3 protein-coding genes are annotated in these 13,973 nt (G+C 66.2%); all 3 read left to right on the top strand.

Going from position 1 to position 13,973, the window contains the following annotated elements; all coding sequences use genetic code 11:
* Positions 1–3: 3 nt before the first annotated feature.
* From AC3ET4_RS15370 to AC3ET4_RS15360, 3 genes are read left to right on the top strand one after another with little or no spacing between them, the layout of a single operon-like run.
* Positions 4–4,923 (top strand): Eco57I restriction-modification methylase domain-containing protein, encoded by a 4,920-nt coding sequence (locus AC3ET4_RS15370; RefSeq protein WP_431949477.1) that lies wholly within the window; start codon positions 4–6, stop codon positions 4,921–4,923.
* Between the two features lie 9 nt (positions 4,924–4,932).
* Entirely contained in the window at positions 4,933–11,538 is a 6,606-nt protein-coding gene (locus tag AC3ET4_RS15365; protein WP_431949475.1) for a DEAD/DEAH box helicase, read from the top strand.
* Entirely contained in the window at positions 11,538–13,688 is a 2,151-nt protein-coding gene (locus tag AC3ET4_RS15360) for a UvrD-helicase domain-containing protein (RefSeq protein ID WP_431949473.1), read from the top strand. The genes AC3ET4_RS15365 and AC3ET4_RS15360 overlap by 1 nt, the downstream gene beginning before the upstream one ends.
* Positions 13,689–13,973: the final 285 nt, after the last annotated feature.

Below are 13,973 nucleotides of genomic sequence, written 5' to 3'. Positions count from 1 at the left end.
GCCATGGCATTCGAAGCGATCGTCAACCGCGGTGAGTACATCTCCGCCCACTATCTCGCCGAGGTCTTCTCCAAGGACCTCGTGGACCTGCGTAAGCGCTGGACGGCGGCCGACCGGGCAGGGTTGCCCACCTCCCGTTCGGGCATGCGAAACCTAGGGCGCAGCTACTTCAAGGCCAAGGTCCGGATCACTGAGAAGGGCGACTCCGACGGATCCGAGCTGCGTAGCCTCAACGACACACTGCTCGCTGCTCTCGCCTACATCTCCCTTAACAGTGAGCAGCCGCGACGCGACGACACCCACGTCAGGATCTCGCGTGGTGCCTTCGAGGTCCTCCACGCCGACAAGGCCAGGGAAGTACCCGTCGCCTTCGCCGTGAAGGGACCGGGCGGTGTCGAACTCGTCGCCCTGGATGTCACGTGGAGCACGGACGCCGAGCTCGTCGTCTCCGACGTCGAAGACGGAGGCGCCGAACTCCTGACCCCCATTGCGCTGGACGGCAAGCAGGAGATCACCAGCGCAGCGGACGCCGTCACCTTCCTCTTCGGCTGCGACGACGCCTACGCGCCGCGGTTTGTACTGCTCCTCGCCGGCGGGGCCGTGCTGCTCGCTGACCGCACGGCATGGCACGAGGGTCGGTTCCTCGGTGTCAGCGTGGATGCCGCGCTCGACCGAAACCTGGCCGGCGACGGCGGCGAACTGGAAGCCGTCTCCGCGCTGTTCGGCGCCGAGTCTCTGTTGACTGAGGGCGGCGCCGCCGGATTCCTCGATAACTTGGTCGATAACGGCCGCAAGCATGCGGTCGGCGTCTCCAAGGAGCTGCGAGAGGGCCTGCGTGAGTCCGTCGAACTGATCGCCCAGGAAATCCTGAATAGGATCCATGACCACCCTGCGGACCCGGCCGAGCTCGGTGACCGCGACGAACTGGCCACCCGACTCACCCGTGAGTCACTGCGTTACCTCTATCGCATCCTGTTCCTGCTGTATGCCGAAGCCCGCCCGGAACTGGGGATCCTGCCCAGCAAGGACGATGCCTACCAGGACGGATACGGATTGGGGCGACTCGGCGAGCTGGTCTCCTACGACCTGCCCGAGGAGTCCCAGGACAGGTTCCACTTTTACGAATCCCTGGACCTGCTTTTCCGTCTCGTCGACCAGGGCCACCGTGCTCTGGAAGACCGTGAACTGGTCGACCGCGAGACGCTGGACGCCGACGGCATCCGCTTCGAGTCGCTGCGCAGTGACCTGTTCAAGGCCGACGCCACCCCGCTGATCGGCACCGTGCGCATCGATGACGAGAAGGTGGACACCCGGCTGCGCAACAAGGTCCTTTGGCAGGTACTGAACCTGCTGATGCTCAGCCGGGGCAAGAACGGCAAAGGCTTCATCTCGTACGCCCAGCTCGGCATCAACCAGCTGGGAGCGGTGTACGAGGGGCTCATGTCGTACACCGGTTTCTTCGCGGATGAGGACCTGTACGAGGTCGCCAAGCCGGACTCCGACGGCCTGGCCGGCACCTGGGTCGTCCCGCAGAGCGAAGCCGAAAACTATGACGACGACGTCTTCGTCAAGCGCCGCGACCCGATCACGGGCGCGTTGAAGCGCGTCGAACACAAGAAGGGCTCGTTCGTCTACCGTCTCTCGGGCCGTGAGCGCCAGCGCTCCGCCTCCTACTACACCCCCGAAGTTCTCACCCGCAGCACGGTCAAGCACGCCCTGGCCGAACTCCTCGACCAGAATGGCGAGACTACCGCCGCCAGGGACATCCTCGACCTGACCGTGTGCGAGCCGGCTCTCGGCTCGGGGGCCTTCCTCAACGAGGCGATCAACCAGCTCGCGGCTGAGTACCTCAAGCGTCGCATGGACGAACTGACCGTCGAGCGGGGCCAGGAAGTGCAACTCCCGCCGGACCGCTATGAGGCGGAGCTGCAGAAGGTCAAAGCGTACCTGGCTCTGCACAATTCGTACGGCGTGGACCTCAACCAGACCGCCGTAGAACTGGCTGAGGTCTCGCTGTGGCTGAACGCGATGCACGAGGGCCTGAAGGCTCCGTGGTTCGGCCTGCATTTGCGACGCGGCAACTCCCTCATCGGAGCCCGACGGGCGCTGTACGAGAAGGGGGCGCTGAAGCGGAAGGCATGGCTGACCACAGTGCCGATCGACCGACCTCTCCGGGAGGACGCCGAAGACAGTGCCTATCGCGCTGGCGAGGAAATCCACCATTTCCTGCTTCCAGCCAAGGGCTGGGGTGCGGTCGCGGACGCCAAGCAGGCCAAGGAGCTTGTACGGGAGGAGCGGGACAGGCTTGCGGAGTGGCGCAAGAGAGTGGCGACCACTCCGTCCGTGACGCAGACCAAGCGGCTGCTGGCGCTCGCGGGGCGTGTTGAGCGGCTGTGGGAACTGACCAAGCGCCGACTTGTCGTGTCGGAAGCTGAGGTCCGCCGGGAGGTCGACGTGTGGGAGGTCGACCAAGAGCGGCCTCTGCCGCAGTCCTCGGGGGCTGTCTCGCGTGAGCAGGTCGAGCAGGCACTTCAGCAGCCGGGCGCCCCGCGCGGACGGCTGAAACTGGTGATGGACGCGTGGTGCGCTCTCTGGTTCTGGCCCGTGGGACAGCTGAATACCCCGGAACCGCCGACCTTCGAGGAGTGGCTAGAGTTCTGTGAAGCTGTTCTTGGGGTACCTCCAGCGAAGGCGAAAGCGAAAGAGGTGTCAAGCAACGCAGCACGTAAGCGAGGGGTCGCTGCTGGTCTGGAGGACAATCTTGGCCTGTTCGCCGACATTGGAGACTTCGAACAGCTTGCACTAGATGACGACTTCGACCGCGTCATGAGCCAGTGTGCGGACATGCCGACGGTGGCGCTTCGTTTCCCTTGGCTCGGCGAGGTCGACGCGATTGCTCGGCGGGAAGGATTCTTCCACTGGGAGCTGGAGTTCGCACATATCTTTGAGCAGGGTGGGTTTGATCTCCAGGTAGGGAACCCACCTTGGGTCAAGTTCGAGTGGGATGACGACCTTGCGGTCGCTGAGCATGATGCCTGGTTTGGGCTCGCCGATAATGCGCCTGTTCAGGCAAAGGCTGAGCGCAAAGAGAAAGCGCTATCCGAGTCGTCTGCTCTGGGTGCCTACTTGCTTGATCTGGCCTCATGGGCCGGGGTCAGCGAACATCTGGGATCCTCAGTGGACCACGCACTTTTGTCCGGGATGAAAACGAACCTGTACATTAGCTTCATGGAGCGGGCGTGGCGCAACATTCGCCAGCATGGGTCTATCGCGCTGATCCACGAAGAGAATCACTTCACCGTGCCGAGTGGAGGGGCGTTCCGGGCGGCTACATACGCTAGGCTCCGGCGCCATTTCCAATTCGGAAACAACATCCTCTTGTTCGAGGATGTAGATAACAATAAGAACTTTGGCGTTAGTGTCTACGGTCTGCCGAGAGATATCAAGTTCCTGCAGATTGCGCGAGCGGTTCACCCGTCGATCGTCGATCAGTCGTTTGACCACAAGGGGCAAGGCGAGCTGCCGGCGATCCAGTTCCCAGAAGGTGGCTGGGATATGCGACCGCATGTAAAGCGCATCGTGCGAGTGACGCGTGAAACTCTTGCTGACTGGGCGGCACTGGTGGGCCCGCCCGGCACGCCTGCAGAGCAGGCGCGGACGCTCCGTCCTGTAACGGTTGCCGAAAACGAGGTTCTCCGCGCGCTCTCGCGATTTCCGGCGAGGGTGCAGGGGAGGAAGTTCTGGTGGTCGCTGGAGCTCGATGAAGGGAAATCCAAAAAGGATCGCGTGATTGAGTGGAGGACTCGCAGGCCAGATTCTTGGGAAGAGGCGGTGTTGCAGGGGCCGCACTTCTCTGTCGCGACTCCATTTGCCAAACAGCCAAATCGGGAGTGTAAGTCCAATAAGGACTACTCGGTGTGGGACCTGGAGTCGATTCCGGAAACAGTCCTGCCGCGGGTGAACTATGCGCGATCGTGCACTCGCGATGAGTTTCTAGCGGCGCTGCGTTCCTGGGAGGGGACTCCCTCACGTGAGTTCTTCCGTCTTGCCTGGCGGAACATGGTGACATCCAATACGGAACGATCTCTGCATGCTGCTCTGATCCCCCCCGGCCCTACGCATGTTCACACCGTTCACACTCTCGCCTTCGAGTCTAATAGAGGAACGGGTGTTCTGGCTGGACTATGGGCCTCCCTTCCGATGGATTACCTCGTGAAGGTTTCGGGAGCATCAAAGGTCAGCATGGAAATGGCGCGAAGTTTCCCGGCTCCTTTCGAGCATCCCCTCACCGTCCCGCTTCTCCTTCGTACGCTCCGTCTCAATTGCCTGACCCGCGATTACGCGCCCTTGTGGAAAGAGCTGTTCGAGCCCGCCTGGCTCTCGGACCGATGGACGGCCCCTGGGCCGTCTCATCTGAAGATCCAAGGCGTCGAGCCGTCGTGGTCTATGGCGACGCCGCTGCGCACGGAATACGACCGGCGCATGGCGCTGGTCGAGATCGACGCGATCGTCGCGGTGATGCTCGGTCTGACCGCCGAGCAGCTTTGTGCCATGTACCGGTCGCAGTTCGCGGTGCTCCGTAAGTACGAGTGGGAGATGTTCTTTGCCGCGGACGGGCACAAGATTGGTGCGGCGACCCACAACGTCGGGATCCGCCAGACCCCGGAGGAGGCTGCTTTCGTCAAGGCGTGGGTGAAGGCCGCCCGCGCCGGCGATCCGACACCCGAGATGCCTGAAGGCTGGGTGAAGCCCGACCGTGAGGCCGAGATGACTCGCGCCCACGCGGACTTCAAGGCACGGTTGCTTGCCGGCGAGTACGGGGACTACGCCGCGTACGCCGCCGAGCACGGGGACCACGGGAACCTCCTCGGCGGCGCCGAAGCCGAGCAGGCTCCCTCCGATGTTCCGGTAGAAAGCAGGTAAGTCGCCGTCATGCTGCCCTCTCTGGTCGCCGAGGACCTGCGTCGAGCCCTGGCCACCTACCTGACGACGAGCTTCGCGCTTGCCGATGACGACGTGCGCGAGGAACTGGACGCGTTCCTGGAAAGGCCGGAGAGTCGACTGTTCCGCGGGCCGTATCTGCGGGTCCGTACGCCCTTCCGGGAGGCTGCGAAGGGGTGGGAGAAGGCGCTCGACTGGAGCCCGACAGGCCTCACGCCGTACACCCACCAGGCTGCTGCCTGGCAGCGGTTGTCCTCGAAGGACGGGCGCCAGCCCGAGCCCACCATCGTCACCACGGGCACCGGGTCGGGTAAGACCGAGTCGTTCCTCGTGCCGATCCTGGACCACTGTGCACGAGCCCGGGCGGCCGGCCAGCGGGGCGTGAAGGCTCTGCTGCTGTACCCGATGAATGCTCTGGCCGATGACCAGGCCCGTCGCATCGATGAGTACCTCGCCTCCGAAGAGGCGCTGAAGGACGTCACAGCAGGTATCTACATCGGTGGGGCGTCCGGGCCCCGGTCGGGCTCTGACGAAGATGAAAACGAGCCCTGCTCGTACGGTCGCGACACCGGATCGACCTCTCTCGCCGGAGACCCGACCGTCACGAAGCTGATCACCGATCGGGACGCGATCCGAGCGGATCCGCCGGACATCCTGCTCACGAACTACAAGATGCTGGACCTCCTGCTGCAGCGGATCCCGGATGTTCCGCTATGGCAGTCCGGCACCTTGGCGTACGTCGTCCTCGACGAGTTCCACACCTACGACGGCGCGCAGGGCACCGATGTGGCCATGCTGCTGCGCCGCCTCGGCGCGGCGACCGGAGCCGCGCGTGAGGGGCTTCCGCTCGGCGACATCACGCCAGTGGCGACGTCGGCGACGCTGGGTGGTGGAGTGCCCGACGGCCCCGTCGCGGCGGGGCCCGAGCGGTCGGACCGCGAACTTCTGCTGGAGTTCGCGGAGAAGGTTTTCGGCACGCCCTTCCCGGACGCCGCGCTCATCGGCGAGGACCGGCTGCTGCCTGGCGAGGTCGTGGACGTACCGGACTTCCTCCTTCCCACACCGACGCCCGCTGATCTGGCAGCGCTTCCCGATCCGCTCGACGACGAGGCGGCTCTCGTGGACCTGGCGCGGGTCATGCTCGGCGAGCCGATCACCGACCCGCTGCAGGTCGGCGCCAAGTTGAAGCAACACATCCTGGTCAAGGCCATCCTCGACGTTGCCGGCAGCATCCCGGTGACTGTCCCGGACATCGCGCGTGAGTTCGCGCAGCGCGGCGGCGGCCCCGCGTGGGACGAGGCCGCGCGAAGCGACTCACGCCTTGTGGAACTCGCGTTCGCGCGGATCCTCGCACTGATCTCTCACGCTCGCACTCCGCACCCCGAAACGGGAAGGCCCGTCCCTTTCCTGCGCGTTGAGGCGCAGCTTTGGGTGCGCGAGGTCCGGCGCGTCATCCGGGCGGCGACCGCTGAGCCGCACTTCCGCTGGTACGACGACGACGGCCCTACGGGCGACTCTCGGCCGAACCCGGCCAATCTGGCCATCTACCAGCCGATGGAGGTCGACAGCGCGGGTGAGATCGGCGACCGGGAGGACGTGTCGCGCCGTCCTGTGGGCCCGCCGTACAGGCGTCACCTTCCGGCGGTCTACTGCCGTCACTGCGGCCGGTCGGGCTGGGCTGCCTTGTCCACCGAACTGGAGTGGCAGCAGCTCAAGACGAACACGCTGGACATCTACAAGGCTTCCGCGCAGAAGAAGCGGCCCGTGCGCTGGATGCTGCGGGCTCGCCCGGACGAATACCCGGTGCTGCACCTGCACGCGGAGAACGAACGGCTGTTGACCAACCCAGCTGAGGACACCGTCGCGGTAATCACCCCCCAGGGGCCGTTGCCCGTCGGCGCCGATGAGGAGTGCCCCTCGTGCGGTCTCGACGACGGTATGCGGTTCCTCGGCGCGGGCACGGCCACTCTCGCGTCGGTCACCACGACGCAGTTGTTTTCGGAGCGGGGGCTCGCCAAGAGCGAGCGGAAGCTGCTGGTGTTCACCGACGCGGTGCAGGACGCCACACACCGGGCTGCGTTCATCGCGAACCGCAGCTTCGGGTTTACCCTTCGTGGCCTGCTGACCAAGCACCTTGTCCCGGGACAGTCGATCGCCGTGCACGATCTCGCGGCCGATGCCGCTGAGGCCGTTGTCATGGCCGCTGGTGGGGGGGAGCGTGAGGAACTCGCCTCGATCGTCCCACCCGACCTGCGAGAGAACCCGGACATCCGGACCCTCCTCGATGAGTCGGACGACTTCAGCGACGCCGGCGCGGCGATGCTCCACAGCCGCCTGGTCTTCCAGACCCTTCTGGAGTTCGGCCTGCGCTCGCGCCTAGGCCGCACCCTGGAACTGACTCGCACGGCCGCCGCCGAGGTCGACCTCAAGGGACTCCCGTATCTGTGCGCGGAGTTGCGGGAGCGGCATCAGCGTCTTCCCGGGCAGATCTCCCTGCCAACGGATGACGCGGCGTACGAGGTCTTCCTGCGCGGCCTGGTCGAGCGGCTGCGGCTGCGCGGCGCGCTGTTTCACCCCTGGCTGCAGGAGTACATCCGCCAGGCCGGTGCGAGGCGCTGGCCGATCTGGGGCGGAAGGCCCACCGGCATGCCGGCCTTCCCACGTGGGCTCGCTGCACCCGCCTTCCCGGTAGCCGGCGGCGCACGTACCACCGGCTTCGACTCACTTACCCGGGACAACACGTGGTTCGCGGACTGGGGGCACCGCACACTTGGCTGTGACCGGCGTGAGGCCCGCGCGGTCACTGAGCTGGCCATGAAGCTGCTCGCACAGCGAGAGATCCTGGCCACCTACCACGCCGAAGGCGGGGCGCTCGTCTACGCACTCAAGCCGCGCAATGTGCTCGTGTACCGCATCGACGACAGCGCTTCCTCCGACGAGGACGGTGTCAACGCGTGCGGCGTACGCTGCGACACCTGCACCTGGCGGCAGACCGTACCGCCGGGGCGGCGCGCGCAGTGGCTGGGCACCGCGTGCCTGCGGTTCCGCTGCTCGGGGCACTTCGTCGAGGACGACCGCGACTACACATCCGACTACTACCGACGGCTCTACACCTTCGACCGGCCCGGCGACGTGCTGACTGCTGAGCACACGGGGGCGCTGAGCCGGGAGCGGCGCGAGCGAGTCGAGGCCGCGTTCAAGAACCGGGCATCGGCCTTCGACCCGAACGTGCTCACCTGCACACCCACACTTGAACTCGGCATCGACATCGGCGACCTCTCGGCAGTGTTGCTCGCCTCGATGCCGCCCGGGCCGGCCAACTACGCACAGCGAATCGGCCGGGCGGGACGCAGCACTGGCAACTCCCTGGCGGTCACGTTCGTCCCGCGGGGTGCCCGCAGCCACTACTACCTGCACACCCCGGAGCAGATGCTGGCGGGCAGGATCATTCCGCCGGACTGCTACCTGGACGCCTCCGAGATCCTTCGACGCCAGTACCTGGCCTTCCTCTTCGACCGCGCCGCCGACCGGAGCCTGTGGGAAGGCACGGTGATCCCCGAGCGTCCCATGCCCCCGCGCATCGGTGAGCTGTTCGGGCAGGGGCTGGCCGAAGATGGATGGTTCCGCCGCTTCCTCGATGTCGCCAGCGCCCGCCACGCCGAGCTGTTTCAGGCATTCATCAAGCTCTTCCCGGCGATGAGCCCGGCCGCACGCCAGGGCGTGGAGTCCTTTGCTGCACAGGAATTGGAGGTGGCCGTCGGGGCCGCCGCGAGCGCGTGGAACAAGCGGGTGGCCGCCCTACGCGCGAGGATGCGGCAGATCGGCCGGGCCTTCGACGCCCTCGCATCAGCGTCGGGGGATCCGGAACGTGACAAGCAGCGGCGCCAGCTGTTCGCCGAGCAGCGGACCGTGCGTAGACGCCGAGATGAGCTCGTCGCGGAGAACTCGATCAACGCCCTCGTGCGGCTGGGCCTCCTGCCCAACTACACCCTCCACGATGACGCGACCGTCCTCGACGCCACCTTGTGGTGGCGCGACAGCGACGGCGAGTTCGACGAGAGCTCCACCGACTACGGGCGAGGCTCACGCCTCGCGCTCACCGAACTCGCCCCCGGCAACATCTTCCACACCGACGGTTTCAAGTTCATCGTCAACGGCGTGGACCTTGGCACCGGAACCGGAGGCGGCGAGGATGCCTACGCACTGTGGCGGTTCTGCCCTGAGTGCGGATTCGTCGCGACAGAGGAGACCGGACTCGACGTCACCGCCTGCCCGCGCTGCACGGCCCCACAGATCGCCGACCCCGGCACCGTGCACAAGGTACTGGTGCCCGAGCGGGTCCTCGCGCGTGAACGTCGCGAGGACGCCCGCCTCACCGACGAGCGCGACGAGCGCGAACGCCGACAGTTCGACGTGATCACCTTGGTCGACATCGACAAGGACCAGGCCCAGGGGCTCAGGGCGTGGCGTCGCATCAGCAAGACCGGGGAGAAGGCCCCGCCTTTCGGCGTCGAGTTCGCCCGGGTGGCGACCATCCGCACCATCAATCTGGGACCGTCCGCTGCGCCGGGCTCGACACACGTGATCCGCGGCGACGAGCTTCAGGCTCCTGGATTCGAGACCTGCCTGGAGTGCGGGGCGGTGAGAGGCGTGCATCCGCAGGCATGGGACCCCTCCGCTCAGCGCGTCGGCACCCGGCATGCGTACTGGTGCTCCCACCGCGATGACGGCGTGAACCACGAGCCGACCGAGAAGCTGCTCCTGGCCCATGAGCTGACCACACAGGCTCTGCGTATCCTGCTGCCCGTCTCCACGATGGATCTCACAGAGCGCTTGGTCTCCTTCAAGGCGGCACTGCTCCTCGGTATCACGAAGCACTTCGGCGGAGCCCCCGACCACATCCGCGTGGCTACCGACAGCATGCCCGGGGACAGCCGGGAGCTACGTAGGCGCTTCCTCGTCCTGCACGACTCCATGCCCGGCGGCACCGGCTACCTTGAGCACCTCGCGGATCCCAAGGTGCTGCACCGCGTCCTGAGCCTTGCCCAGACAGCTCTCCGAGACTGCCCCTGCCACAAGGAGGGGCAGCGCACTCCCTGCCACCGCTGCCTGCTGCCCTTTGTCTCCAGCAGCGAGCACCCGCACGTCTCCCTTCGCATCGCGAGGGAACTCCTGGACGAGATCCTCAAGGACTGGGACGTCGAGCGCGTGGACACGCTCTCCGGCGTCCGCATCGACCAGCTGGTCGACAGCGAGCTGGAGGACCGGTTCGTCCGCACGCTCATCACCTGGGGACGCCGCGAGGAGGAGGACGGCTCGGTCACCGCCAAGGCCGGCCAGCGCGGCATCGAGCACGAGCTGCGTTTCACGAGAGGGGGTACGGCCACGCGCTGGCGCATGCGGGATCACGTGCGGATGGACACGGCCGTGCCGTCCGAACCCGACTTCCTCCTGGAACGCACTGATGGCCCTAGCGAACGTGTCGCTGTTTTCCTTGACGGATTTGCCTTCCACGCCAGCGAGCGCGTCAACAGCATCGCCGACGACGCGGCCAAGCGGGCGGCTCTCCGAGCCGAGGGAATCCTGGTCTGGCAACTGACCTGGGGCGACGTGATGGCGTGGGCGACGGCAGTCGGCGGCGCGGTTCAGGGGCAGAAGGTGCGCACCCCGACTTCGCCCCTGCACGCAGAACAAGCGCTCGGGCGAGCCCGCCAGATCCACCAGGGCCTGGTCGGCGAGGCCCGACCTGACGACACCCTCGACCCGGTGCTGCGCAATCCGGTGGAGACGCTGCTGGAGTTCCTCACGGATCCCGATCGGGCCAAGTGGGCGAGGCGAGCAGCCGGCCTGCTGGGCGGCTTCGGAGCGGTGGCACAGCCGCAGCCTGTGGACCGCGAGGAGATCGGGCGAGCGCTTCATGACATCCTGCGCGGCGCGGATCTGCCTGCCGCACCTGGGACCGCGGAGGCGTTCGGGATCGAGGCCCGCACCACCGGCCAGGTACGGATCATGGGCCTGCTGGACCGTCGGCCAGAGCCGCGGACTGGACGGCCGGACATGCGCGCATGGTCCGCGCTGACGGTGCTCGACGACCGGTCGGAGGCCGTCGCCGACGACGACCACAAGAACCGTTGGACGGACTGGCTGCGCTGGTCGAACCTGCTGCAGTTTCTCCAGCCTGCAGCCAGCGACGAATTGCCGCGCTCCTTCCACCATGTAGCAGTCTCCACCAGCGACCAGGTGGACCCGCACACCGTGGCGTTGCTGACCAGCGCGTTGCCCACGGAAGGCGGGGCCCCTCCGGCACTGCCGCCCCAGTGGGCCGAGGCACTCGAATGGGCATCGAGCAAGGTCGAACACGTCCTGCTCGCCCTGGTCGAGGAAGCCCGCGAGGGATGCATCGATGTGCCCGAAGTCGGCTACGAGTACGGAGACCAGGCGCTGCTGGCTGAGCTTGCCTGGGAGGATGAGAAGGTCGCGATCTTCATCGATGTGGACGAGGCACGGGACGCCGCGTTCGAGAACGCTGGCTGGTACGTGGCCCAGGCCGGCGCCGTGGACGTATCCGAGCTCATCAAGAAGTTGGAGGGGAACTGATGTCCGGCGCCAAGGTGATCATGGCGGACGTCTTCGGGAAGTCCTACGACGCGCTGGACGGCTCTGTCCAACCGCTTGTGCTGCAGTTCATCATGAAGATGCAGCGTGACCCCGACTCCAACGGCCTCAACCTCAAGCCCCCGAAGGGCGCCAAGGACAAGAGAGTCCGCACCGCGCGCGTCACCGACAACTACCGCGCCGTGCTCATGCACTACGCCGACCGCATCTACTACCTGGTCGCCGTCCTGCCGCACGACGACGCGTACGACTTCGCCGCGAACATCCTCTTCGACATCAACAAGGTCACAGGCGGTATCGAGCTGATCAATCTAGGCAGCCTGTATGGCACCCTCAGTGGGCAGTCGAAGAATGCGGACAGCACGGCGGACAAGAAGCCGGCGCTCTTCGAGGGTGTCTCCGACGCCGACTTCGAACGCCTCGGCGTCCACTCCTCCATTGTTCCGGCACTCCGCGAGATCCACAGTGAGGACGCCGTCCTCGGCATCGTCGAGACCCTGCCGAAACTGGCCCGCGACGTGATCCTGTGCCTCGCTGACGGCATGTCCGTCGAGGAAGTCTGGGAACAGGTCAGCTCCGTTGCCGCGACCGAGGACGAGGTCGACCCCCAGGACTACGAGGCCGCCATCGAGCGTCCAGCCACCAAGGAAGCGTTTGTGATCACCGGCGACATCGCCGAGTTCGGGCGCATCCTGACCGAGCCGCTCTCGGCCTGGCGGATCTTCCTTCACCCTGCGCAGCGGAGCCTGGCCGAACGGAAGACCCCGTACAAGGGCCCTGCACGCGTCACCGGAGGCCCCGGCACCGGCAAGACCGTAGTGGCACTGCACAGGGTCAAGGCCCTCGCCGAGCGCCTGCCGCCTGGCCAAGCCATCCTTCTGACCACCTTCACCACCAACCTCGCCAACCTCCTCAAGTCCCAGCTCAAGGACCTTGGCGGAGCCCAACTGCTGGCCAAGGTCGATGTCCGGAACATCGACAAGGTCGCCTACGGCACGGTGAAGGAGACCTTCGGCCCGGAGGCCCCCAGCCGACTCAAGGACAGCGACGTCCTCAACCGCTGGATCGAACTCGCTCAGGAACAGGCCGAACCGCACTTTGACGGCCGCTTCCTCGACGCCGAATGGAAGCAGGTCGTCCTTGCCCAGGACATCCGCAGCCGAGACGAGTACTTCGCCGCTCGACGGGCCGGCCGCGGCAGACGGCTGAACCGGCCCGAGCGCGCCCAAGTCTGGTCCCTCATTGAGGAATTCGAGCGCAGGCTCGACCGCGAGAAGGCCGCTGGCGTCACCCAGCTCGCCGCCCAGGCGGCCCGGATCGCCTCCGGCTGGTCCGACGAGGAGCGGCCATACCGGCACATCGTCGTGGATGAGGCGCAGGACCTGCACGCGGCGCACTGGAAGCTGCTGCGCGCCCTGGTCCCCGAAGGCGACGACGACCTCTTCATCGTGGGTGACGCACACCAGAGGATCTACGACAACCGGACATCCCTCAGCGCTCACGGGATCAACATCCGTGGCCGATCCCGGCGGCTCACCCTCAACTACCGGACCACCCGGCAGATCCTCGCCGCCTCTCTGAACCTGCTCGGAAACACGGACTTCGACGACCTCGACGGGAACCCCGAGCAGCTGCGCGGATACCGCTCCGTCCTCTCCGGAGCCACCCCCGAGACACAGGAGTACCGGACCCCCGCCGCGGAGATGAAGGCGCTGGCGAAGCGCGTCGACGGATGGCAGCGGGAAGGCATCAAGCCGCATGAGATCGCGGTCGTGGCCCGAACCCACGCGATTGCTGACGCCGTCCTTCAAGCCCTGCGTGACGCCGGACTCGCGGCCGTGAAGGTCGAGGACTCCCGCGTCCCCGAACCTGACCAGGGCGTCCAGATCATGACCATGCACCGCATCAAGGGCCTTGAGTACCGAGCCGTCGCGGTTGTCGGGGCCGGTGCACAGAACATGCCGCTGCCCACCGCCCTCACCCCGGAGACCGAAGACAACCTGCAGCACGCTGCTGACCTGCGGCGCGAGCAGTCGCTGTTGTTCGTCTCCGCGACGCGTGCCCGGGAGCAGCTGTCGATTACATGGTCGGGCCGACCCAGTCGGTTCTTGGAGCCAGCCGGTACGCAGTAGATGACAGTGAGCAGCGCCATCACCTGGCTCACGTCGACCCAGGCGATCACGCTGCTCGCCCCTTGTCCTGCGCCCATCACTGATGCGGCCAGGGCGTCCCGTATGGACCGAGGTCACCCGAGCGAGTGAATCCCTGATTCACCCACCCACCCCTGGCTGAATGGAAACGCCCTGGTCAGCCGGGTGGAAGCCCCTGGGCGCGCGACACGCGCGCTCGGATGCTTGCCACCGAACCTTCAGGGGTTCGGCATCATCACTTCCGTCACGCAGTGCTCTCTGTCAAGA

The organism is Actinacidiphila sp. bgisy167 (assembly GCF_057707665.1).
Note: the sequence above shows the minus strand (reverse complement) of the source record. Positions and strands in the feature narration are given on the sequence as shown.